20 protein-coding genes are annotated in these 22,723 nt (G+C 62.5%); 8 read left to right on the forward strand and 12 right to left on the reverse strand.

Going from position 1 to position 22,723, the window contains the following annotated elements; all coding sequences use genetic code 11:
• The 6 genes from V1293_RS09960 to V1293_RS09985 all read right to left on the reverse strand — a co-directional run bounded on the left by V1293_RS09960 (nt 1) and on the right by V1293_RS09985 (nt 6,612).
• Complete coding sequence (locus tag V1293_RS09960; protein ID WP_334508942.1) at nt 1–1,116, reverse strand: ABC transporter ATP-binding protein; 1,116 nt, start codon at nt 1,114–1,116, stop codon at nt 1–3.
• A gap of 16 nt (nt 1,117–1,132) precedes the next feature.
• Nucleotides 1,133–2,236 (reverse strand): ABC transporter ATP-binding protein, encoded by a 1,104-nt coding sequence (locus V1293_RS09965; RefSeq protein ID WP_334508944.1) that lies wholly within the window; start codon nt 2,234–2,236, stop codon nt 1,133–1,135.
• Between the two features lie 4 nt (nt 2,237–2,240).
• Nucleotides 2,241–3,098, reverse strand: coding sequence for a carbohydrate ABC transporter permease (locus V1293_RS09970; protein WP_334508947.1), 858 nt, complete (start codon nt 3,096–3,098; stop codon nt 2,241–2,243).
• Between the two features lie 18 nt (nt 3,099–3,116).
• Nucleotides 3,117–4,043, reverse strand: coding sequence for a carbohydrate ABC transporter permease (locus V1293_RS09975; protein ID WP_442894338.1), 927 nt, complete (start codon nt 4,041–4,043; stop codon nt 3,117–3,119).
• A 116-nt stretch (nt 4,044–4,159) separates the two neighbouring features.
• Nucleotides 4,160–5,599 (reverse strand): extracellular solute-binding protein, encoded by a 1,440-nt coding sequence (locus V1293_RS09980; protein ID WP_334508951.1) that lies wholly within the window; start codon nt 5,597–5,599, stop codon nt 4,160–4,162.
• Nucleotides 5,600–5,622: 23 nt separating this feature from the next.
• On the reverse strand, nt 5,623–6,612 hold the full coding sequence (locus tag V1293_RS09985) for a sugar-binding transcriptional regulator (RefSeq protein WP_442894339.1): 990 nt from the start codon (nt 6,610–6,612) through the stop codon (nt 5,623–5,625).
• 201 nt (nt 6,613–6,813) lie between these two features.
• On the opposite strand from V1293_RS09985, the gene V1293_RS09990 reads away from it, so the two are divergent.
• From V1293_RS09990 to V1293_RS10020, 7 genes are all read left to right on the forward strand, one after another.
• The gene (locus V1293_RS09990; protein WP_334508954.1) at nt 6,814–8,094 is read left to right on the forward strand and encodes an FGGY-family carbohydrate kinase; all 1,281 of its coding nucleotides are present in this window, start codon (nt 6,814–6,816) and stop codon (nt 8,092–8,094) included.
• Entirely contained in the window at nt 8,091–8,957 is an 867-nt protein-coding gene (locus V1293_RS09995; protein ID WP_334508956.1) for a TIGR01459 family HAD-type hydrolase, read from the forward strand. Before V1293_RS09990 ends, V1293_RS09995 begins: the two co-directional genes overlap by 4 nt.
• 10 nt (nt 8,958–8,967) lie before the next feature.
• Nucleotides 8,968–9,999, forward strand: coding sequence for a class II aldolase/adducin family protein (locus V1293_RS10000; protein ID WP_334508958.1), 1,032 nt, complete (start codon nt 8,968–8,970; stop codon nt 9,997–9,999).
• 16 nt (nt 10,000–10,015) lie between these two features.
• Nucleotides 10,016–10,471 carry an RbsD/FucU family protein gene (locus V1293_RS10005; RefSeq protein WP_334508960.1) on the forward strand — a complete coding sequence of 152 codons (456 nt, stop codon included), beginning with the start codon at nt 10,016–10,018 and terminating at the stop codon, nt 10,469–10,471.
• A gap of 205 nt (nt 10,472–10,676) precedes the next feature.
• A complete protein-coding gene (locus V1293_RS10010; RefSeq protein WP_334508962.1) occupies nt 10,677–12,335 on the forward strand; it encodes a sugar ABC transporter substrate-binding protein in 1,659 nt (552 codons plus the stop codon).
• A gap of 122 nt (nt 12,336–12,457) precedes the next feature.
• Nucleotides 12,458–13,576: a carbohydrate ABC transporter permease gene (locus V1293_RS10015; protein WP_334508964.1), complete on the forward strand. Its 1,119-nt coding sequence runs from the start codon at nt 12,458–12,460 to the stop codon at nt 13,574–13,576.
• A 107-nt stretch (nt 13,577–13,683) separates the two neighbouring features.
• A complete protein-coding gene (locus V1293_RS10020; protein ID WP_334516680.1) occupies nt 13,684–14,541 on the forward strand; it encodes a carbohydrate ABC transporter permease in 858 nt (285 codons plus the stop codon).
• 10 nt (nt 14,542–14,551) lie between these two features.
• Here the strand turns inward: V1293_RS10020 and V1293_RS10025 are convergent, their stop codons facing one another.
• Entirely contained in the window at nt 14,552–15,403 is an 852-nt protein-coding gene (locus V1293_RS10025; protein ID WP_334508967.1) for an amidohydrolase family protein, read from the reverse strand.
• Nucleotides 15,403–16,440 (reverse strand): aldo/keto reductase, encoded by a 1,038-nt coding sequence (locus V1293_RS10030; RefSeq protein WP_334508969.1) that lies wholly within the window; start codon nt 16,438–16,440, stop codon nt 15,403–15,405. Before V1293_RS10030 ends, V1293_RS10025 begins: the two co-directional genes overlap by 1 nt.
• A 306-nt stretch (nt 16,441–16,746) precedes the next feature.
• Between V1293_RS10030 and V1293_RS10035 the strand changes: the two genes are divergently transcribed.
• Nucleotides 16,747–18,063, forward strand: a complete 1,317-nt coding sequence (locus tag V1293_RS10035; protein ID WP_334508972.1) for an ISNCY family transposase — start codon at nt 16,747–16,749, stop codon at nt 18,061–18,063.
• A gap of 156 nt (nt 18,064–18,219) precedes the next feature.
• On the opposite strand, the gene V1293_RS10040 is transcribed toward V1293_RS10035, so the two are convergent.
• From V1293_RS10040 to V1293_RS10055, 4 genes are read right to left on the reverse strand one after another with little or no spacing between them, the layout of a single operon-like run.
• Complete coding sequence (locus V1293_RS10040) at nt 18,220–19,182, reverse strand: carbohydrate kinase family protein (RefSeq protein WP_334508974.1); 963 nt, start codon at nt 19,180–19,182, stop codon at nt 18,220–18,222.
• Between the two features lie 2 nt (nt 19,183–19,184).
• Complete coding sequence (locus V1293_RS10045) at nt 19,185–20,864, reverse strand: FGGY-family carbohydrate kinase (protein ID WP_334508976.1); 1,680 nt, start codon at nt 20,862–20,864, stop codon at nt 19,185–19,187.
• Nucleotides 20,865–20,892: 28 nt separating this feature from the next.
• Entirely contained in the window at nt 20,893–21,666 is a 774-nt protein-coding gene (locus V1293_RS10050) for an SDR family NAD(P)-dependent oxidoreductase (protein ID WP_334508979.1), read from the reverse strand.
• A gap of 44 nt (nt 21,667–21,710) precedes the next feature.
• Nucleotides 21,711–22,715, reverse strand: a complete 1,005-nt coding sequence (locus V1293_RS10055) for an ABC transporter ATP-binding protein (protein WP_334508981.1) — start codon at nt 22,713–22,715, stop codon at nt 21,711–21,713.
• Nucleotides 22,716–22,723: the final 8 nt, after the last annotated feature.

Genomic DNA, 22,723 nt, shown 5'->3' on the forward strand with positions numbered 1-22,723 from the left:
TCAGGAAACCTCCGCGTGGTGAATGCAAGCTCCATCGGGACCGAAAATGTGCAGGTGGCGCGGCTCCAGCGCGAACTGAAGGATGTCTCCCGGCCGCGCCGCGATCCGGCTCGGCATCACGGCAATCAGCAGGTTGCCTGCACATTCGCCGGCGATGTGCGATTGATCGCCAAGCCACTGGTTGGAGACAACACGCACCCGCACATCCCCTGTCCCGACGGCAACCTTCTGCGGCCGGATACCTACCCGCACGCACGGCAGCTCACCAAGTGTCTTCTCCGCCGCACGGTCGAGTGCGTCGCCTCGAATCTGAAAAATGATGTCCGAGCCGATCGACAGGCGGAAGCCGCCATCCGACGGCGCGACATCTGCCGCAAGCAAGTTCATCGGCGGCTCGCCGATGAAGCTTGCGACGAACAGATTGGCGGGACGGTTCTTCAATTCCTTCTCGCTCGCGAATTGCTGCAACACCCCGTCTTCCATGACTGCGATGCGATCGGCAAGCGCGCTCGCCTCGGTCTGATCGTGGGTGACGAAGATCGCCGTCATCTCGCGCTCTGCGAGCAGGTTCTTGATCCGGCCACGCAGCACCGCCCGCAACTGCGGTTCGAGCTGTCCCATCGGCTCGTCCAGCAGATAGAGATCGGCGTCCCGCACCAGCGCGCGCGCCAGCGAGACGCGCTGCTGCTGCCCTCCGGAAATCGCGCGCGGAAAACTCTCCAGAATGTCATCGATCTCGACCAGCCGGGCGACCGCATCGACGCGGCGCGATACCTCGCTCCGCGAAAGCTGCTGGGATTTTAGCGCGAACCCGATGTTCTGGCGGACGGTCAAGGGTGGATAGAGCGAATAGCCTTCGAAGGCCATCGCCACCTTCCGGCGTGCCGGCGGCAGTTCGTCGATCCGCCGCCCGCGCAGCGCGATCGAGCCTGCCGTCACGCTCTCGAAGCCCGCGATCATGCGGAGCGTTGAGGTCTTTCCGCATCCCGACGATCCCAGGAGCGCAACGATCTCACCTTTCTCGATGTCCATATTGAGGGAGCGGACGGCATGCACCGGCGGCTTGCCGCGGCTGCGGTAGACCTTGTCGATATCGCGAAGTTCGAGCTTACCCATGGTCATCCCGCTCCCATCACGCCGCCTGCCGCCGATGCGACAGACCTATTCGAAGCCCCGTCGCGCGATCGAACAACAGAGCTGCTTCCGGCGCGAAGCGGACGAAGACCGCGTCATTGGCAGCGCCATGCGGTGCCTCGGGCGGCAGCGCCGTAAGCCACTCCGTCCCGTCCGAAAGCCGCAGCAGCAATACCGCCTTCTCGTGCATCGGAGTGACCGCGAGAATATGGGCCGGTATCGCGTCCTCGCTGTCGGAGAATGAAATCACCAGATCCTCGGGCCGGACGCCGAGCCAGCACGGACGATCCGGCAGATGTCCATCGGACGAACCGAGCCGCACCTTCGCGCCAGAGACCATCGCGGATAGCGTACCGTGCTCGGCAAACGGCTTAACCTCGGCGAGATTGATGCTGGGATCGCCGAACAACCGCGCCACCGCAACCGACGCCGGCGCGCCATAGATCGCCTCCGGGCACGCGACCTGTTCGAGCCGGCCTCCCACCAGCACCGCGATGCGGTCGGAGATCGCCATCGCTTCCCGATAATCCTGGGTGACGTAGAGAACGGCGGCAGTGCCGCGGCGCAAGAGGTTCGGCAGTTCAAGCCTCATTTCGTAGCGCAGCTTGGCGTCGACGTTGCGCAGTGGATCGTCCAGCAGAAGCACATCCGGGTTGCCGATCAGCGCACGCGCCAGCGCCGTCCGCTGCTTCTGGCCGTTGGACAATTCGCGCGGGGCGTGACCAAGCACGTGCTCGATCTTCAGGAGCCGGCTGATCGCCTCGACTCGCGCGGCGGCGTCGGGTGCAGCGCGCTTCGCTCCCAGCCCGCTCGCGATATTGTCCCGCGCGGTCATGTGCGGGAACAACGCAAAATTCTGGAACGCCATGCCGATCCCGCGCCGCTCCGGCGCAGCGCCAACGATGGAGCGGCCGCCAACAAGGATATCGCCGTCATCGGGCTCGAACATGCCCGCAATCATGCGCAGCAGCACCGTCTTCCCGCTACCGGACGGCCCGAAGACGGCGACGATTTCGCCGGGCTCGACGGTCAGCGAGACGCCGTCGGCCGGGTGCACCACCCCAAACCTCTTTCCGACGGATTTAAGTTCGAGCCGCGCCATCCGATCAACCCTTCACCGCACCGAGCGACAGGCCTTCGACCAGATAGCGCTGCGCATAGAGCGCGAGCAGCAAGGTCGGCATCACCGACAGCACAATCGCCGCGGCGATCTGGCCATACTGAATGCCCGAAGCGGTGACGAAAGCAAGCGCGCCCACCGTCACCGGCTGCTTGTCGGCGGAGGCAAGGATCAGGGCAAAGACAAAATTGTTCCAGCAGAAGATGAACGACAACAGCCCGGCGGCCGCGATGCCGGGACCGGCAAGCGGCACCGCAATACGCGTGAACGCCTCGCGCCAGGAATGGCCGGCAAGGCGATAGGCGTGCTCGATGTCGGGGCTCATATCCTCAAAATAACCGCGCACGATCCACAGGATCAAAGGCAACGCGATCAGCTGATAGACCCAGACGATTCCGAAATAGGTGTCATTGAGACCGAGCTGCTGATAGTAGAGCGACAGCGGCAGCAGAACGAGCAGCGGCGGCGCGAAGCGGAACGACAGCAACGTGAATGCAATCGTCTCGCCCAGCCGGAACTTGTAGCGCGCAAAAGCGTACGCCGCCGGCACACCCAGCAGCAGCGCCAACACCACCGCCGCGCTCGACAGCACAAAGCTGTTGAAGAGATTCCGCATGAAGGAGATCTGGAGATTGCCAGCCGCGGTACGCAACTGGCCCGAGATCAGCGCCTCGTAATTGGTGAGCGTCGGTTCGAAATAGATGCGGGGCGGAATCCGCAGGATCTGCTCGTTGGTCTGAAACGACATCAACAGGATCCAGAAGATCGGAAACATGAAGAAGACGAGGATGACCGTGAGCGCTACGCCCCGGAAGATGCGACCTGCAAGACTGACATGTTCCATCGCCGCTCTCCCTGACCGTCACGCCTGATGGTGCGCGCGTGCGCGCAGCCGCAGCCAGTTCTTGATGAAGATATTCGACAGGATATTGGTGATGAGCCAAAGGATCATCAACAGCGCCGTCGAGCGGCCCACATTGGTATACTGGAAGAATTCGAGATAGGCCTGGACCTGAAACACCATCAGCCGGTCGCCGGGGCCGCCCTGCGTCATGGCGTAAATGATGTCGAATTGCTGGATCGAGTCGAGCAGGCGGAACAGCGAGGCCGTAATGATGTACGGCGCCAGCATCGGAAGCGTGATCCGGAAGAACACGAAACTTGCCGGCACCCCGTCGAGCGCCGCCGCTTCGAACGGCTGCCGCGGCAGCGACCGCAACCCGGCGAGCAGCAGGATCATGATGAAGGGCGTGTAGACCCAGATATCGACCAGCACGACCGTAAACAGCGCGGTCGACGGATCGGAAGCCCATTTGAAATCAGTGATGCCGAACAGGCTGACCAGATACGACAGGATGCCAAAACTCGGATTGGTCATGAGCTTCCACATCAACGCCGCGATTGCAGGCGCCGTCATCAGCGGCAACAGCAGCGCGATCGAGACCGCGTTGTGGAAACGGGTCGGCCGCCGCAGCAGCAGCGCAATCGCAAGACCGAGCAGGAGCTCGAGCACAACGGTCAATGCGGTATAGGTGAGCGAGATGCGGAACGTGTTCCAGAACGCGGGATCTGAAACGAAATCGACATAGTTCTGCACGCCAATGAAGCCGCGCAGATATGGCAGGTTCAGCCGATAGCGTTGCAGCGAATAGATCGCCGCTGTCACGAACGGAACGAGGATGGCCACGCAGACGAGCAGCGCCGGCAGGCTCAACACGTACGGCAACATCTGACCGCGTGGCCTTGCCTTGCGGTCGGCGCGCGCGCTCGTCTGGAGGATTTGCAGCATGGTCATGATAACGGGGCCACGAACGGTTTGCCGGAATGCCGCCGGTCCGGGTGTGGCCAGGACCGAACCGGCGGCATCCCGATGGTACCGCGAAACCGGCAGCACGGTGTGAGGTATTAGCCCAGCCCGGCCTGCTTCAACTGACGATTGATGCTGTCGGCCAGCTTGTCTAATCCTTCATCGACGGTGACCTCCTTCGCGACCATCTTCTGCAAGGAAGCGGCCCATTCGGTCGTCAGATCAAAGAATAACGGCTGCGCCGTGAAGTAGATCTTCGCACCGGGCGAAGAGACGTCATGCTGCTCGAGATAGCCGGGATAGGATTTCGCGATCCGGTCGCGGAACTCGCTATCCTTCCACACTGACGCCCGCACCGGATTGACAAAATCCATTTTGCGCGCGCCGAACAGGTCATGCTCCGCGGAGGCCGCCCATTGCATGAACAACCAGGCCGCGTCCTTCTGCTTTGAGAAGCTCGACAGCGCGAGCGACCAGATCCAGACATTGGGCGTTGGTGCCTTGGCTGCCGGATTGGCGGCGAAAGGTGCGTAGCCCAGATTGCCTTTTTCCTTGTTGTCGCCGCCGTTCATGAAGTAGCCAAGGATGTCGGCGTCGAAGATCATGCCGGAAGCGCCGGCGCCGAGATCGGTGCCGACCTGATACCAGGTGTAAGTCGACCAGTTCTTCGGTCCCGACCCCTGGATCATCTTGACCCATTTCTCGTGAAATTCCTTCGACGCCTTGGTATTCATCGCGGCCTTCAGCTTGCCGCCTTCCATCACGAAGTCCTTCTGCCCGAAGTTCGAATAGGCCGACAGGAAACCGGGATGAATGGTCGCCCAGGAGCGCGAGCCGCGGACGCCGACGCCGTAGGGACCTCCCGCATCCTTGGTGATTTTGGCCGCGACCTCGATCATCTCATCGAGGTTCTTCGGCGGCTTGACGCCGACCTTGTCGAAGACCTTGCGATTATAGGCGATGTTGTTGAGCTCATAGCCCCACGGGATGCACCATTGCTTGGCCTTGCCGGAGCCGAGCTCGGAGCCTGCGACGCCGTCCCATGCCGTCGAGGCACGCAGTCCGGGCAGCACGTCTTCCCACGCGAAGGCCGGATTGGTTTTTGCAGGATCCTTGATGTAGGTGTTGAGGTCCTCGATCCAGCCTGCCGGACCGTAGGTCCAGGTCATGTAGGCCCCGGTCATGAAGGCGTCGTACTGGTCCGACTTCGAGGACAGCGCCGCCGTCACCTTGTCGAAATACACGTCCTCCGGAAAGATGTCGTAAGCCACGTTCATCCCGGTCAGCGTCTTGAACGCCTCGATATCGCCGACCATGGCATCGACGTAAGGATGCTTGTTCAACAAGAGCTTGACCGTCTTGCCGCTGTGGGCCTTCCAGTTGAAATCCGCGGCCATTGCCCTCGACACGGAGGATGCGAAGGCCGCGTTTGCGGCGACGCCTGCTATACCGAGCTTGGCGGCGCCATCCAGCAGATCACGCCGGCTGATGCGTTTGGCGGCGTAGGATTCGAAAAGGTTCTTCTCACGATCGAACATTCATTCCTCCCAGGTTGCGCTTCTTACTTTCCCTTCCGGCCTTTGTTTTTTTCTCTTCCGGACGTTCTCTCCGGCTTGTCGGAAGCGAGCGCCTGAGCGGTCGCTTCGTCGATGATCAGTCCGTGAAGTATGCCGCTGCGCAGCACGCCCCGCAGGGCCGTCACCTTGGCCGGGCCGCCGGCAATCGCGACGATCCGGTGCTTCCTGAGATCGGCCACGCTCATGGAGGTCGCCCGCGCCGACAGGTCGGTATCCAGCACCGTTCCGTCGGCACTGAAGAAATGCCCGAGCAGATCGGCGCAGGCGCCGACTCGCTTCAATTCGGCCACCTCGTCGGGCTTGATCATGCCGCTCGACACCAGGAACCCATCACGGCTGACCTGGCCGATGCCGACGAACAGCAACGACGCCTTGCGCGCCAGCGCGAACACGTCGGCAATGCCGAATTGCTGCATCAGTACGGCCCGGTCGGCGACCGAATTGGCGAATACCGGCACCGGCAACAGATAGGCCTCTGCGTCCGTGCGCTCGGCGAGGCGATGAATCACGTCGAAGGGATTGGCCGCGAATTTCCGCGTCAGCCCGCCAAGCAGCGACACGAACTGCACTTTGCGCGCGGGCGTTTGCGGCAGCTGTTCGACCACGGCAGCGAGCGTGCGGCCATGGCCGACGCCGATCACCTTGTCTTCGCCGCGTTCGAGGGTCTGGCGCAGAAAGCTTGCGCCTTCGAGCGCCAGCGCCTTGAGCGGCAGGTCGCCCTCGCCGAGATCGGGCGCCACGCGGCAGAACGCCAGGCCGAAGCGCTGGGCGAGCGTGTTTTCCAGCGCCACGCACTCTGCCACCGGGCCCTCGACGAAAACGCGGATCATGCCCTCGCGGCTCGCCCGCGCGATCAGGCGGTGCGCCTTGGTGCTCTGGATATTCAGGCGGGTTGCGACTTCCGACTGCGTTAGTCCGGCAGCGAAATACAGCCACGCCGCGCGGGTCGCGAGCGATGCATCGCCATCGATCATGTGCAGCTTGTCGGAAGGTGCAGCCACGCTCGAAAGGTCCCACTTGCAAATTTCTTCACGGGCTGCAAAAAATTGCAGAGGGCAGACAAATCGTCAAGCCCTTACTCATGCTGCGATGCAATCGGTCGGTGGGAACCTTTTTGCGCGCGAAGAAGTCAGGGCAGCGGTCATAAAGGCGAGCGCCAAGGGTGGTGAATTCCAATGACAGGTTTGTTCCTCGGCATTGATATGGGGACCGGCGGCGTTCGCGCATGCGCTGTCGACGCGCAAGGCGACGTCCAGGGTTTTGCCTCGACCGTGCTCCCCGCGCCGCGCCAGGAAGGCGACGCCATCGATCAGGAGCCGGAGCTTTGGTGGCAGGCCGCGGTCACGACCATTTGCAAGCTCGGGGAGACGATTGATCTCGGCCGCGTGGAACGCATTGCCGTTGACGGCACTTCCGGCACGCTGCTGCTGATCGATGCGCTCGGCCGGCCGTGTTCGCTCGGGCTGATGTACAATGACGCTCGCGCCGTCCGGGAAGCAGCGCGTATCGCCGATGTTGCCCCGGCGGAAAGCGGCGCCCATGGCCGCAGCAGCGCGCTGGCCAAGCTGCTCCATCTCCTGAACCGCGGCAATGTCGGGAATGCGCGTCATGCTGTTCATCAGGCCGATTGGATTGCCAGCCGGCTCGCGAACCGTTACGGCATCAGCGATGAGAACAACGCGCTCAAGCTCGGCTACGACCCGATAGCCCGCGCGTGGCCGGCCTGGCTTGACAAGCTCAATGTCCCCGGCGAATGGCTGCCAAGGGCGCTTGTGCCGGGCACGCCCTTCGCCGAGATCGACCCGAATGTCGCGCGCACGCTTGGGCTATCGCCATCAACGCGCATTGCGGCCGGCACCACTGATGGCGTCGCCGCCTTCATCGCCACCCGCGCCGATCAACCGGGCGACGCCGTCACCTCGCTCGGAACGACGCTGGTGGTGAAACTGCTGGCAACGCAGCCGATCTTCGCGGCGGACCAGGGCGTCTACTCGCACCGCCTTGGCGAGCATTGGCTCGCCGGCGGCGCCTCCAACACCGGCGGCGCTGCATTACTCATGCATTTCACGACCGAGGAGATGCAACGTTTGACGCCGCAGCTCAAGCCGACGGAGCCGACCGGGCTCGATTATTATCCGCTGCCCAAACCCGGCGAACGCTTCCCGATCGCCGATCCGAGGCTCGAGGCACGGATCACGCCGCGACCAGCCGAAGACCGCCGCTTCTTCCAGGGGCTTCTCGAAGGCATCGCCTCGGTCGAGGCGCTCGCCTATCAGCGCCTCGCTCTGCTCGGAGCGCCACATTTGCGCCGCGTCATCAGCATCGGCGGCGGTGCGAGGAACCATGCCTGGACTGCGATCCGACATCGCATTCTCGGTGTTCCCGTCGCCGTCGCCGAGCAGACCGAGGCGAGCTACGGCGCGGCGTTGCTCGCATTGCACGGCGGTCCGCCATGAACGCCGGCACCATCACGATCTCCGGCCTTCGCGCAATCGCCGACAGGTTCGATCACGTCCTGCTCGACCAATGGGGGACCCTGCACGAGGGCAAGGCGATCTTCCCGGCCGCACGTGAATGCGTGGCCCGGCTGCGCGAAGCCGGCAAGCGCGTGCTGGTACTTTCGAACTCCGGCAAGCGCGCGAGCCGCAACCAGGAGCGCCTTGCCACACTCGGCCTGTCGCCGGAGGCCTACGATGGTATTTTGTCGTCTGGCGAAGTCACCTGGAGCGGGTTGCACGCACGAGCGCACCAACCCTTCACCGGGCTGGGCCGGGCCTGTTTTCTGATCACGCGCGATGGCGATCGATCCATTGTCGAGGGGCTCGACCTGACCATCGTAACGGACGTGCAAGAGGCCGACTTCATCCTGCTCGGCGGGCTCGACGATGCGGCCGCCGACCCTGAGCATTGGCGCGGATCGCTGAGCACCGCGGCGGCGCGCCGGCTGCCGATGCTGTGCGCCAATCCCGACCTTGTGATGTTCGGTGCAAGGGGATTGATCCCCGCGCCGGGAGCGCTGGCAGCCTTCTATCAGCGGCTTGGCGGCGCAGCGACATTTGTCGGCAAGCCCCATGCGCCCATGTTTGCGGCGGCACTCGGGCGATTGGGAAATCCCGATCCGCACCGCGTCCTCGTCATAGGCGACTCCCTCGATCACGACATCGCCGGCGGCCGTGCGGCAGCAATGCTGACCCTGCTCGTCCGTTCAGGCGCCCACAGGGAGACGCTGGCGGATGCCGCCGAACTGCCGGCGATCCGGGCCGCAGCCGGCTCGGAAGCTAGAATGCCGCACTGGACGATGAAACATCTCAGCTGGTGAGGTTCGCGCGATGCAACAGCCCGAAATCCTTAACGAGCTCCGCCGCATGTCGGCGCGCGTCGGCCGAAACATGCTGCTGGTACAAGGCGCCGGTGGCAATTCATCCATCAAGCACGGCGACGTGCTCTGGGTGAAGGCGTCAGGCACCTGGCTCGCCGACGCCGAGGACAAGGAGATCTGCGTGCCGGTCTCGCTCCCGGGAGCCCGCGCCGCGCTGGCTGCCGGCAATGAGCGCATGCCGCTGGCGTCCGGGCATCCCGAAAGCCAACTTCGTGCCTCGATCGAGACCTCGCTGCACGCGCTGATGCCCCATCCGGTCGTTCTTCATGTCCATTCAGTCAACACTATCGCGTGGTCGGTCCGGTCGGATGCCGAGGACGAACTGGTCGCCCGACTGCGCGGCCTGCCCTGGCGCCGGCTCGATTATCATCATCCCGGCTTGCCGCTCGCGCAAGCCGTGGGCGAGAGTCTCGCGCAAGGACCGGCTGACATCCTGATCCTCGGCAATCACGGCCTCGTGGTCGGCGCCGCGACCTGCGATGCTGCGGATGAATTGGTGGCTGAAGTGGAGCGCCGGCTGGCACTGGAGCCACGCAGTGCAGCGCCCACTGACGGTGGCTCGCTTCACCTTATCTGTGCGGGCTCGGAATATCGCCTGCCAAAAGATCCGCTCTGCCACACGCTTGGCACCGACCACCACAATTTCGCGATCGCCACGAAGGGCTCGCTATATCCGGATCATGTCGTGTTTCTTGGACCTGCCCTGCCGGTGCTGTCGAAGGGCGAGAACCTGACCGCGAAAGTTGCCCTTACTGATGGGCGCGGCTACCCTCCTCCGGTCGCCGTGATCGTTCCCGGTAAAGGTACTGTGATCCGCAACGACGCCAGCGCCGGCGCGGAAGCCATGTTGAGCTGCCTCGCACTTGTGACCAGCCGCCTGCCTCGAAACGCGACGATCAAATACCTGTCGTCGCGCGATGAGCAGGCATTGCTGAACTGGGATGCTGAGCACTACCGACAACAAATGACAGAAAATCGCTGATGCGTGGGAGGCGAAGATGCTGAAATCGATCGATCCAATCCTGAATGCAGACGTCCTTTATGCGTTGCGCGCCATGGGTCATGGCGACGACCTCGTCCTCTGCGACACCAATTTCCCGGCCGACGCAGTTGCCCATCAGACCGTGCTGGGCCGCCTCCTCCGTATCGATAACGTCACCGCCGCGCGGGCGGCGCGAGCCGTCCTTTCAGTCCTGCCGCTCGATTCCTTTGTCGAAAAACCGGCGTCGCGGATGGAAATCGTCGGTCAGCCCGAGGACGTCCCTCCCGTGCAGTTCGAGGTGCAGAAGGAGATCGACGCAGCAGAGGGACGTTCATTGTCGATGGGCTCGGTCGAGCGATTTGCCTTCTATGAACGTGCGAAGAATGCGTACTGCGTGATTCAGACCGGCGAGCGGCGCTTCTACGGCTGCTTCATCTTCAAGAAGGGCGTGATCGCCCCCGACACGGCCTAGCTTGGCGAAACAATGGAGCCGTGAAAAAGCCGCGATGAGGACGAAACCATTGCTCATCAAAACACCAGTCGGCAAGAACGCCGATCTTCTCAGCGCTATCGCGAGCCGCTACCGCGAAGATGATGTCAGCGGATCGCATCGCCCACCGATGCTCGGACGGAGAAGCCATAAACAGTCTACATAACCAAACAGGGAGGTTTACGCGATGAAACAGCAAGGACACGATCCGCATTCAGAACTGCGACCAAACCGGCGCGCTGTCTTGATGGGAGCAGCCAGCGCCGCCGCCTTGGGTACGACCGGCGCGCTCGGCACGTTCTCCGGGCTTGCGTTGGCACAGAACAATTTGCGGTCCCAGATCTCGCAAATCCCGGGGGTGGGGAAAGGCGCGCCAACCGACGCCGATTGGCAGAAGGTCGGCGAACTCTGCCTCGGCCCGACCAGGGCCAGTGTCAAGGAAGGAGAATTCAAGGGCGTCGAGCTCTCCTTCATGGGGCTGAACAACCAGAATCTGCACAACTTGCTGTTCCGTGGTTTCCTGAAACCGTGGGAGGCCTATACGGGCGCGAAGATTTCATGGATCGATCTTGCCCAGGCCGACTACAACCCGCGACTGCAGCAAGCGATCGCGACCGGCACGGTCGACTTCGACATCCTCGAAATGGGCGCACCGTTCGAGGGAGACGTGTGCGGCAAGGGACTGGCGTCGGAGATGCCGGACTGGGTCAAGAAGCAGATCGATATCGACGATTACGTCGACTATCTAAAGCCGCCGGTCGGAACCTGGAACGGCAAGACCTATCGCGTCACGATCGACGGCGACTGCCACAACTTCAATTACAGAACCGACTATTTCTCCGACCCCGCACTCGCGAAGGCCTGGAAGGACGCCGGCAACCAGAGCGAATGGGGCGTACCGAAGACCTGGCAGCAGGTCCAGGCCGTGACAAAATTCCTCAAGGGCAAGAAGATCAAGGGCCAGAACGCGTACGGCTACCTCGATGCGCCCAAGCCCTGGGGTGGGTTCGGCTTCTACTTCCTTGCCAGCCGCGCCTCCGCCTACGCCAAGCATCCGGACGACAAGGCCTGGCTGTTCGATGTCGACACGATGAAGCCACGCATCAACAATCCGGCCTGGGTTCGCGCCATTCAGGACGTCATCGACGCGCTGCCGTCCGAGCCGGCCGATCAGCTCAACGCCGACCCCAACACCACCGGTTTCCAGCAATTCCTGGCCGGCATCGGCTCAATGATCCCCTGGTGGGGAGACATTGGCCAAGTGGCAAAGGCGAGCGACACCTCCGTGGTCGGCGATGTCGTCGGCTTCGACATCCTGCCCGGATCGGAAGACGTCTACAATTCCAGGACAGGCAAGTGGGACAAACTCGCGAGCGGTCCAAACCATGCGCCGAACTGCGCCTATCTCGGTTGGGGCATCTACGTCATGGCACGGGTCGCAAGCGACGAGCGCAAGCACAAGGCGGCCTGGAGCGCGGCCGCACATCTCGGCGGCAAGGACCTCTCGCTCTGGATGGTCATGTATCCGTCGGGATTCCAGGCCCATCGCACCAGCCATTTCGACTTCGATGAGTGGGTGGCAGCCGGCTATGATCGGAAGTACATCACGTCCTATCTGAACTCGCAGCGCACTTCCTATAATCACCCCAACCGGGCGGTCGAGCCACGCATCCCGGGTATCTTCCAGTACTACAGCATCGCCGAGGACGAGCTGACCAAGATCTTCGCCGGCAGGGTTGACGCGCAGACCGGCGCGAACAACATCGCCGCCGCCTGGGAAAAGCTGACCGACCAGATCGGCCGCGAAAAGCAGGTCGCGCTCTACAAGGCGTCTCTCGGCGTGTAGCATTCCATCTACATTCCGCTTGATCACCATCGGGCTTTCGGCTGGCGCCGCGTCGGGCGCCAGCCGAGGACTTCTCCTCCGTGCGACTGGGTCAAAGTCCAAATCGGCAGAGTGCAATCTTGATGCAGAATTCATCATCGGTGGCGGACGCCCGGCATCATAAGCCTGCCTCGCCGCGGGTTGCCGGCAGCCGGAAGAATGTAGGACGCGCGGTCGTCATCCTCGCCTCGCTTGCGTTCCTGGCCCTGCTCCTCATCCAGATTCTGTATGCGGCGGGAGCGACCACATCGGGGTTCGCCGATTGGCGACCGATCCTTGCTGCGTATCTGTTCTGGGCCATCGCGATCGGGATTGGCCAGGTCGTGATCCGGGGGGAGCGTGGTCTGCGGGCGCTATTCCTGTTGCCGGCCGTTTTCTTCACTGTTGCCGTTGTGATTTTTCCAACGCTGTTCGGATTTTACATCGCGTCGCTGGATTGGAACCTGAGCTCGCTCGAAGGCCCGCGCTTCTATGGCTTCAACAATCTCATCGGATTGTTTCACGACACTTATTACTGGAACGCGCTAGGCAACATGATCTTCTACACGGCCGCGGTGCTTGGCGAATATGCGGTCGCGTTTGGGCTGGCGCTGTTGCTGAACGCCGAGATACGAGCGCGGAAATTCTTTCGCGTCGTTTTCCTGCTGCCGATGATGCTCAGTCCTGTCGCCGTGAGCTGGATGATCGGCAAGTCACTGATGGAATACCGCTTTGGCCCGGCCGCTACACTGGCGCGCTATCTGGGGTGGGATAATCCGGCGTTCTTCGCCTCGCCATGGATGGCATGGCTGAGCATCGAGGCCATGGATGCCTGGGTTTCGATCCCCTTCATCATGATTATCCTGCTCGCCGGTTTGCAGGCAATGCCGAAGGAGGTGCAGGAAGCGGCCAAGGTCGATGGCGCGAACGGCTGGCAGTCGTTCTGGCATGTCACATTCCCCATCACGCTGCCGGTGAGCATCACCGTCCTGATCATCAGGATCATTTTCAAGCTGAAGCTCGCCGACATCGTGATCAACGTGACGGCCGGAGGGCCCGGCGGCGCCACCGACACGGTGTCGAGCTTCATCTACCGCGTCTATCGCGATCGATCGAATGTCGGATACGGCACCGGTCTGGCCATATTCTACCTGCTCCTGATCATCGCGCTGCTGACGATATTGCTGCGCCTGTCCAATCGCTGGACGCAGAAAGTCGAGTAGCACGAGATCGAAACAGGTTTCACAAGGGAGTTGCTCGGTTGGCTACATTCACCTCGGCATCAAAGCCGGTCCGCAAGCATCATCCAGCGACCCGGGCAAAGCGGGCCTTGAGCCGGGTGCTCATCTATGGAGCATTGCTGTTCTGGGCGTTCGTCTGCCTGTTTCCGATCTATTGGACCATCACGACCTCGTTCAAATCGGCAGTCGACGTGACGCAGGGTCATTTGATTCCGTGGCTGGATTTTCAGCCGGATTGGAAGGGCTGGCGCTCGATCGGCCTGTCGCCGGATACGATGTTCGGAACATCCACCTCGCGCGCCGAATTCGGCAGCCGGTTCGCAAACAGCATTATTACATCGGTCGGTGCGTCGGTGCTGGCGCTCATCCTTGGTTCGCTGGCGGCTTACGGCTTGAGCCGATTCCGGTACAAGTTCGCATGGATGCGCAACGACGATATCCTGTTCTTCTTCATGTCCCAGTTGATTTTGCCGCCGGTCGTCCTCGCGTTGCCGTTCCTGGTGCTGTACAAGGCATTGTCCCTGCTCGACACGAGATTTGGCCTGATCCTGCTCTACACGCTGACGGTTCTGCCGATTGTCATCTGGATCATGCGCGACCAGTTCAACTCGATCCCGATCGAACTCGACGAAGCGGCTTTCGTCGACGGCCTTTCGACCTGGGGCGCATTCATTCGCATCGTGTTGCCGCTCTCCGTTCCCGGAATGGCGGCTGCATTCATCCTTTCGCTTGTACTGTGCTGGAACGAATACTTCTTCGCCGCGCTGCTGACGAGTACGGACGCGAAAACTCTGCCTGTCATGGTGGCGAGCCAGACCGGCTCGCAGGGCATCAACTGGTGGTCAATGGCAGCGCTGTCGACGGCGGCAATCGCTCCGCTCGTCGTCGTCGGGATCTTTCTTGAACGCTACATCGTCAGCGGTTTGACCACGGGCGCGGGAAAGTAGCCCCAGGCGATCAATTGGCTTCAACTTTCCGTCCCCGGCCTGAGAGATAGATCCGCGCCGCGTTACCGCCGAATATGGCTGCCTTTTCGTCCGCTGACAGACCGGCCAGCAGGGCCTTGGCAGCGGCAAGCCATTTTTCGTAACCGCCCGCCAGATTGACCACCGGCCAGTCGCTTCCCCATAGCAGGCGATGTGGCCCGAAGCACGCAACGACATGATCCACTGCCTTCCGTAGATCCGTAATTTGCCAGCCCACAGCGGCCTCCGTCGCCAAACCCGATAGCTTGCAGACGATGTTGGGGCGTTCAGCAAGTAGCGCGACATCGCGATGCCAATCTGCCATCTCGCCGGTCGCAAGCCGGGGCTTGGCGCAATGGTCGAGCACGAACTGCACATCGGGATGACCGTCGACCAGCCGCAGCAGTCGCGGCAAATGACGCGGCAGCACCAGCGCATCGAACACCAGGCTATTTCGGGCCATGGCCGCCAATAGCGGCGCCAAGGCGGGGCGGAGCAGCCAATCGTCATCGGGAATGTCCTGCACCATCGGCCGCAGCCCAACCAGGAGTTTGTGCGCGGCGAGAGCATCGATGCGCGCCTCGCCGTCGGCTGCGTCGAAATCCGTCCAGCCGACCACGCCCCGCACCACCTGCGCCTTCGCCGCGATGTCGAGCAGAAACATGGTCTCCGCCTCGGTCGGTGCAGCCTGCACCAAAATCGTCCCCTTGATGCCCGCCGCAGCCAGGTGCGGCGCCAGGTCCGAAAGGGAAAAGTCACGGTGGATCGGTGCGAGCGCGGGCGTCAACCAGCCGTAATCGCCTCGGGCCAGAGTCCACAGATGATGATGCGCATCGATCCGCATCAGCCGGCCACCGACAGCGGAACGGGAGCTTCCGCAGCCAGCAGGCGCTCGGCCTTCAGATCGGCCCAAAGCGCGGTCGGCACCGTGCTGGACAGCGCGGCGACGTTGCGCTCGACCTCCTGCGGGCTCTGGCCCCCCAGCACAACGCTCGCCACCGCCGGATGGCCCAGAGCAAAATGCAACGCCGCGGTCGGCAGGGCAACGCCATGCGTATCACAGACGCTTTCGATCCGCGCCACCTTTGCGAGGATCTCAGGTGGCGCGTCCCTGTAATTGTATTTGGCGCCGCTCACCGCGCCGGTCGCCAGAATACCTGAATTGAATACGCCGCCGAGCAACACACCGATTCCCTGTTGCTGCGCGAGCGGCAGAAATTCCGCGAGCGCCGGTTGCTCAAGCAGGGAATAACGCCCGGCGAGCAGCATGGTATCGAATGATCCGGCTTGCGCGAAACGTACGCACATGTCGGCCTCGTTCACGCCGATCCCGATGCCCGCAACAACGCCCTCCCCGCGAAGCCGGTCCAGCGCCACATATGCGCCAGCCATCGCTTCGCGAAACCGCTCGTCGATTGCGTCGAGACCATGAGTCCAGACGTCGACGTCGTGGATCAGCAACAGGTCCAGCCGATCGGTCCCTAGCCGCAACAGCGACTGTTCCACCGAACGCATGGTGCCGTCATAGGAATAATCGAACACGGCCCGGTGCGGCAGCCCTCCCACAAAGCCGGAACCGTCGCCTCGCCCGTGAAACGGATCCATCCAGCGACCGACCTTGGTGCAAACGACGATGTCCTGGCGCGGCACGCGCCTGATCGCGGCGCCGCAACGATGTTCGGCGAGGCCGTTGCCATAGTGCGGGGAACTGTCAAGAAGATTGATGCCAAGTTCGAACGCGCGTTCCACCGTATCGATGGCCGTGTCGTCATCCAGTTTCACGAAGAGATCGCCAAGCGGCGCGGTTCCGAATCCCAGGATCGAAACCTGAAGCCGCGTCCGACCAAGGGCACGGCGTGGCAGTGCGAATGCTGATTTCATATTGACCGGCTCTTTTCGGCCCATTGCCCAGTCACGGCGATGCGCCTTTTCTTCGCCTTGCTTGCCACTGGGCTATTTCCGCTGACTGTAACCCCCTTGGCCAACCATGGCCATCCGCTAAGGGGATTGCTCAGGCTGGAGAGTGATTTTGCCACCGACAAGCGTCGAGCGGAAGTCAATCCGACGTATATGTCAGTAGCGCGTGATCTGTCGTGTGTTTGTAGCTCGTGAAGTGTCGTGTTTTTGGTGCCCCGGAACAAAGGGGGCACGATGGGCACGGCATCCATTCACGAGGGTGTACGACGGATGCGGTTTTCGGATTTGCTGGATCGGACGGAGGCGAAGGAACTGACGCAGGCGGCCGCGGCTGAGCTTCTCGGGATCAACGTGCGGACGTTTCAACGTTGGGCGGAACGCTATGAGGCGGAGGGCGATGACGGGCTTGTCGACCTCCGTATGGGGCGGCGATCGCCGCGGCGCGCGCCGGAGGAAGAGCTTGAGCGGATGCTGGGGCTGTTCCGGGACAGGTACGCGGACTTCACGGTGAAGCACTTCCACGAGCAGCTGCAAAAGCGGCATGGCTATGTGCTTGGCTACACGGTGACGAAGCTGGCCTTGCACGCGGCGGGCTTGGTGCGGAAGGCGCCGAAGCGTTCGGCGCACCGCAAGAAGCGTCCGCGCCGGCCGCTTCCGGGCATGCTGCTGCATCAGGACGGGTCGCGCCACGCCTGGATCGAAGGTCTGCCGGCGATGGACCTGATCGTCACGCTGGACGATGCGACGAGCGAGATCTACTCGATGTTTCTGGTCGAGGAAGAAGGCACGGCGTCGACGTTCCAGGCCTTGGGCGAAGTGATTGGCGGGCGCGGCCTGTTCTGCGCGCTCTACACCGATCGCGGCAGCCATTATTTCTACACCCCGAAGGCTGGCGAGAAGGTCTCGAAGACGCAACAAACCCAGGTGGGACGGGCTTTATCGCATCTTGGGATCGAGCATATCGCAGCCTATTCGCCGGAGGCGCGCGGGCGCTCCGAGCGGATGTTCGGCACGCTGCAGGGCCGGCTGCCGAAGGACCTGCGGCTCGCCGGGATCAGGACGGTCGAAGCCGCCAATGCGTGGCTGAGGGCGCATTACATGGCCGAGCATAACGCGGCGTTTGCGATCAAGGCCGAACAGCCGGGCACGGCGTTCGGCGCCGATCGCCACGAGGCTTGGCGCGAAGCGCTGTGCGTGATCGAAGACCGAACCGTCGCCAACGACAATACGATCGCATGGAACGGTCGGCGGCTGCAGCTGCCGGAGAGCCGGCTCAGGCCCCACTTCGTCAAAGCCCTGGTGCGGGTCCATGAGTATCCCGATGGCACCGCGAGCGTGTTCCTTGGCCCGCACCGATTGGCGACGTTTGCCGCCGACGGACACCAGATCAGCCCCGACGCGCCTCAGCCTGGCAGCGTGCTCGGAGCCGTCAAGGACAAGCCCTTGCGGGCGCGCAAGCGCGCGTCCTTGACCGCCCCTGCGCGCGCCGCCGTCGAGATAGCGCGGGTCGGGGCGGAGAAACGGGCTTCAAGTCGAACAAAGAAACCGACCAGGAGGGCTAACCCGGCAGCAATATCCGTGGCATGACCAACCCGGAGGAAACCGTCCACGCCTTCCGGCTCCTCCGAAACTCAACAACGAAGGCGACAGATCACGAGCTACAAAAATACGACAACTTCACCCGCTACGGACAGTCAATCCGACGTATAAAACGGCGAGCCACGCCCCCGGTGTTCTCGCGCTTCACTCGACATGTCCGGCGAGAAGACGAGACAATGCCGGGCCGACATCAGATTGGCGTGGTGGATCAGCTCCGGCGCGCCCGCAAGTGAAGGCCGCGCAGGTGGACGCAAACGACAGCGCACGACCAAGCTCGTCGGAATTCAATTGCGCCAGCGCTCCGCGCTTGATCCGTCCGATCGCGCGCAAGGCGAACAGCAGGGCTGCCTGAAAGCTGTCGCCTGCCCCGATGGTATCCACCGCAGCTATTACGGGCGCCTCGACCTTCACGAGACCCGCTTCTCTGTGCCAGGCTTGGGCTCCATTGATCCCGCGCGTAACGACGACCAGACTTGCACCAGCCGCAATAAGCGACCTCGCCCTTTCATCGTAGCCGCTGCCGCCATAGAGAAATTCAAAATCGACATCCGACATCCGCACGATGTCGGCGGCGGCGGCAAATGCATTCATCTGATCGACGTAGCGCGCCTTGTGCCTGACCAGGTTGGGCCGGCAATTCGGATCGAAGGAGATGGTGGTCGAGCCGCCTGCGTCTTCGATCATCGCCAGCGCCTGGATTGCCCCGTTGTCGCTGGCAAGCGTGGTCGACCCGACATGAAGCGCTTCAATCTGGTCAAAGAGGATGGAGCCGCGCTGGTAGATCCAGTTTCGGGACGCCGTCGCCTCGTCATAGAAAGCGTATTGCGGCTCGCCTGCGACGGTGCGGACGAACGCGAGAGTCGTCTGGCAATCGCTTCGCGTCACGTAGCGAAGGTCGACCTGCGAGGCCGACGCGTGGTCGGCAATCATGCGGCCGAAGAGATCGGTCGAGATGCCGCCGACGAACCCCGACGGCGCGCCAAGACGCGCCATGCCGACAGCGATGTTGAGACAGGAGCCTCCGACAACCGGCACCGCCGCGTCGCGTCCATCCGCGGATTTGACCGGCAGGAAATCGACCAGGGCATCTCCACAACTCAGCAGCATCGCTAGTTCTTCATATCCTGGTTCTTCGTCTGAAGTCCGGCAATGGATGCGATTCCCTGCATCGCGTCGCGGCTGTCTCGCTCCAGCTTCCGCATCAGCCCGTGAACTCGCCGCTTTGTCCGGTGGAAATCGGTCAATCCCGGCGGGGTCGACTCGCTCAGCCGGCCGATCGCCGACATCGAGGCCATCGCCTCGCCGATTGACCCGCAAGACTTCGCCGCAACTGCGCCCAGCATGCCAGCGCCGAGCAGCACGGGCTCCTGCGTTTCGGGAACCGCAACGGTCAGGCCGGTCGTATCCGCCATGATCTGGCGAACCAGCGGACTTCGTCCCGCGCCGCCGCTGATCACCATCATATCGCTGTCCACGCCGTGCGACCGAAACGCTTCGACGACATCGGCAAGACCATAGGCAAGCCCGCACAGCCCGGCCACGAACAGTCGCTCCATCGAGCCGATGTCGACGTCGAGATCCATGCCTGCAACGACCGCGCGGGAATAGGGATCGGCAAAGGGCGACCGGTTGCCGAGAAACTCGGGCAGAACGTGGATATCGCGGGCCAGCAACGCCACCTCACCCAGACTTGGCGCGCGCGAGACGATGCGCCGTTCGAGAAATTCAAGAACTTCAATGCCGGCAGAATGCGCGGTCGCGACGGCCTCGTTATAGGCAGCGTGAGACCTGATGAGGTGATCGATGGCCGCACCAGCCGCGGACTGCCCGCCCTCGTTGAGCCAGAACCCGGGCACCATTCCCGAATAGTAAGGACCCCAGACGCCGGGGACGAAGCACGGCTCACGCGTCGTCGCCATGATGCAGGCCGAGGTTCCCATAATGTAGGCAAGACGACGGCGCACATCGACCGTCTCACCCGACTTCCCGCGTCCGCCGATCGTGCCCACGCCTCCGGCGTGCGCGTCAATCAGCGACGCGGCGACCGGCGTCCCTTCGAGGAGGCCGAGATCGTGTGCCGCGGACTTCGTCAGCCCGGCACCCAGCGGCGTGCCGGACGGGACGATCTCCGTTCCGATTTTTGCGTAGTTGTCGGAGACCAGGTCGCCAAGACCAACGCGCTCGAAATAGCTGCGGCTCCAGCGCTGATCGTGGGCGAGATAGTTCCATTTGCAGACGACTGTACATATCGATCGCGCCGTCGATCCGGTGGCGCGAAACGAAAGATAGTCGGCAAGATCGAAGAAATGACCCGCCGACCGATAGGTCGACGGCAGGTGCCGCTTCAGCCAAAGCAGCTTTGGAATTTCCATTTCCGGCGAGATCGAGCCGCCGACATAGCGGAGAACCTCGTCCTGTGTCTCGTTCACCTCGCGCGCTTCGTTCATCGCGCGATGATCCATCCAGACGATGACGTTCCTTCGATCGTCGCCGGAGCTACTTACCGTCAGCGGATGGGTACCAGCGTCGAGCACCACGAGCGAGCAGGTCGCGTCAAAACCCAGCCCCTTGACCGCGGAAGGCGGAACGGCTGCCTCCCGCATCGCGGCGCGAACCGAAGCGGCACATGCTGACCAGATCTCGGACGACGACTGTTCGACGACACCGCCCGCTTCGTGCCATAGCGTGATCGGATGCCGGGCCGTGGCGAGCAGACTTCCCTTCTCGTCAAACACTCCGGCTCGAGCGCTCGACGTTCCGACGTCGATGCCGATGAAGGCCTCCCGCATTACAACCCCGCTTCAGTTCAGCGCCAGCTCACCAGCACGTATAGCCCCCGTCAACGAGGACAACACTCCCGGTCATCAGGCTGGCGGCATCGGACGCCAGAAACAGGACGACGGACGCGATTTCGTCCACCTCTCCCATCCGGGCCATCGGCGTACCGCCGATCCAAGCATCGTACATCCGCGGGTTGCTTTTGACGAATGCGTTGAGGGGGGTTGTGATATAAGTCGGCGCCACGGCGTTGACACGGACGCCGCGAGCGCCCCATTCGGCGGCGAGCGACTTGGTGAGATGGTGCACCGCGGCCTTCGAGGCGTTGTAGTAACACTGCTCTTGCGGCTTGTTGACGATGAATCCGGACATCGACCCGATGTTCACAATGGAACCAGATTTTGCACCGAGCATATGCTTGCCGAAAGCGCGGCAGCACCAGAACGTGCCGTTGAGATTGACGTCAACGACGTTCAACCAATGTTCGTCGGCGACTTTCTCGGCCGGCGTCTCGCTCCGCGCAATGCCTGCATTATTGACCAGGATATCGATGCCACCGTGGCGGGACGCCAGTTCGTCGGCGACCTCGGAAACGCGGCGCGAGTCTGTCACATCCATGATAACGATCTCGGCATCCAGGCCCTTTGCTTTCAGACTCGCGCAACCGGCCGCGGCAAGTTGGGGGTCGCGATCCGCGATGACGACCTTCGCTCCCGCCTCCGCCAGCGCCTCCGCGCAGGCAAGCCCGATACCCTGGCCGGCGCCCGTCACCAAGGCCGTTTTTCGGTCAAGTTTGAATTTTTCCAGATACATCGTCTTATTCTTCCTGTTTGCTTATCGCGGCGCGTCGCGCGCCATCAGCCCCCGATTACCGCGCCGTTCTTGTCGAAGCGGTGCAGCCGGGTTGAATCGGGCGAAAGCCATACGCGGTCGCCGGCCTTGAGATTGAATTCTCCGATACAACGCGCCGTGAGTATTCCGAGCTTGCCGGCGTCCACATAGAGAAAGGTATCGCTGCCCAGATGCTCGGCGACCGACACGGTACCGGGCCAACCCTCTCCCTCCTTGCCGATCCTCAGGTGCTCAGGCCTGACGCCGAGCGTGGCGACGCCGGGCTCGCCTGCCGCCTCGCCGGATACAAAATTCATCTTTGGCGATCCGATGAAGCCGGCGACGAACAGGTTTGCCGGACGTTCGTACAATTCGAGTGGCGAGCCGTATTGTTCGATATGGCCGGCGTTCAGCACGACGATCTTGTCGGCCATCGTCATGGCCTCGACCTGGTCATGGGTGACGTAGATGGCGGTGGTCGCGAGCTGCTTTTGCAGTTTCGTCACTTCAAGCCGCATTTGAACGCGGAGTGCCGCATCGAGATTCGACAAGGGCTCGTCGAACAAAAATGCCTTCGGCTCGCGCACAATCGCGCGTCCGATCGCGACGCGCTGACGCTGTCCACCGGATAGCTCCCGCGGCTTTCGATCGAGATAGGGCGTGAGGTTCAAGGTAGCGGCCGCTGCCTCCACCTTGCGGTCGATATCCGGGCGCGGCAGGCCGGCCATCTTCAGGCCGAACGCGATGTTGCCGCGGACGCTCATATGCGGATAGAGCGCATAGGATTGGAACACCATGGACAGCCCGCGCTTGGCCGGCGGCACGTCCACCACATTCTTGCCGTCGATCAGGATTTGCCCGCCGGTGACATCCTCCAATCCGGCGATCAGGCGCAAGAGCGTCGTCTTCCCGCAGCCGGACGGCCCGACGAAAACAACGAAGGAGCCGTCCTCGATATCCAGATTGGCATCCTTGATGATGTTGACCGGCCCGAACGATTTCCGGACCCCCTGCAGCGTTATCTGGCCCATGATCTCTG

It is taken from the genome of Bradyrhizobium sp. AZCC 1693, assembly GCF_036924745.1.
In the GTDB taxonomy this organism is placed as follows: domain Bacteria; phylum Pseudomonadota; class Alphaproteobacteria; order Rhizobiales; family Xanthobacteraceae; genus Bradyrhizobium.

What these genes read in the sequence shown, in the direction of transcription:
- V1293_RS09960 (WP_334508942.1), bottom strand. Translation starts at nt 1,116, where the DNA reads ATGGGTAAGCTCGAACTTCGCGATATCGACAAGGTCTACCGCAGCCGC.
- V1293_RS09975 (WP_442894338.1), bottom strand. Translation starts at nt 4,043, where the DNA reads ATGCTGCAAATCCTCCAGACGAGCGCGCGCGCCGACCGCAAGGCAAGG.
- V1293_RS10050 (WP_334508979.1), bottom strand. Translation starts at nt 21,666, where the DNA reads ATGTATCTGGAAAAATTCAAACTTGACCGAAAAACGGCCTTGGTGACG.
- V1293_RS10030 (WP_334508969.1), bottom strand. Translation starts at nt 16,440, where the DNA reads ATGAAATCAGCATTCGCACTGCCACGCCGTGCCCTTGGTCGGACGCGG.
- V1293_RS09980 (WP_334508951.1), bottom strand. Translation starts at nt 5,599, where the DNA reads ATGTTCGATCGTGAGAAGAACCTTTTCGAATCCTACGCCGCCAAACGC.
- V1293_RS10000 (WP_334508958.1), top strand. Translation starts at nt 8,968, where the DNA reads ATGCAACAGCCCGAAATCCTTAACGAGCTCCGCCGCATGTCGGCGCGC.
- V1293_RS10005 (WP_334508960.1), top strand. Translation starts at nt 10,016, where the DNA reads ATGCTGAAATCGATCGATCCAATCCTGAATGCAGACGTCCTTTATGCG.
- V1293_RS09995 (WP_334508956.1), top strand. Translation starts at nt 8,091, where the DNA reads ATGAACGCCGGCACCATCACGATCTCCGGCCTTCGCGCAATCGCCGAC.
- V1293_RS09990 (WP_334508954.1), top strand. Translation starts at nt 6,814, where the DNA reads ATGACAGGTTTGTTCCTCGGCATTGATATGGGGACCGGCGGCGTTCGC.
- V1293_RS09965 (WP_334508944.1), bottom strand. Translation starts at nt 2,236, where the DNA reads ATGGCGCGGCTCGAACTTAAATCCGTCGGAAAGAGGTTTGGGGTGGTG.
- V1293_RS10040 (WP_334508974.1), bottom strand. Translation starts at nt 19,182, where the DNA reads ATGCTGCTGAGTTGTGGAGATGCCCTGGTCGATTTCCTGCCGGTCAAA.
- V1293_RS09970 (WP_334508947.1), bottom strand. Translation starts at nt 3,098, where the DNA reads ATGGAACATGTCAGTCTTGCAGGTCGCATCTTCCGGGGCGTAGCGCTC.
- V1293_RS10035 (WP_334508972.1), top strand. Translation starts at nt 16,747, where the DNA reads ATGCGGTTTTCGGATTTGCTGGATCGGACGGAGGCGAAGGAACTGACG.
- V1293_RS10055 (WP_334508981.1), bottom strand. Translation starts at nt 22,715, where the DNA reads ATGGGCCAGATAACGCTGCAGGGGGTCCGGAAATCGTTCGGGCCGGTC.
- V1293_RS10015 (WP_334508964.1), top strand. Translation starts at nt 12,458, where the DNA reads ATGCAGAATTCATCATCGGTGGCGGACGCCCGGCATCATAAGCCTGCC.
- V1293_RS10045 (WP_334508976.1), bottom strand. Translation starts at nt 20,864, where the DNA reads ATGCGGGAGGCCTTCATCGGCATCGACGTCGGAACGTCGAGCGCTCGA.
- V1293_RS10025 (WP_334508967.1), bottom strand. Translation starts at nt 15,403, where the DNA reads ATGCGGATCGATGCGCATCATCATCTGTGGACTCTGGCCCGAGGCGAT.
- V1293_RS10010 (WP_334508962.1), top strand. Translation starts at nt 10,677, where the DNA reads ATGAAACAGCAAGGACACGATCCGCATTCAGAACTGCGACCAAACCGG.
- V1293_RS09985 (WP_442894339.1), bottom strand. Translation starts at nt 6,612, where the DNA reads ATGATCGATGGCGATGCATCGCTCGCGACCCGCGCGGCGTGGCTGTAT.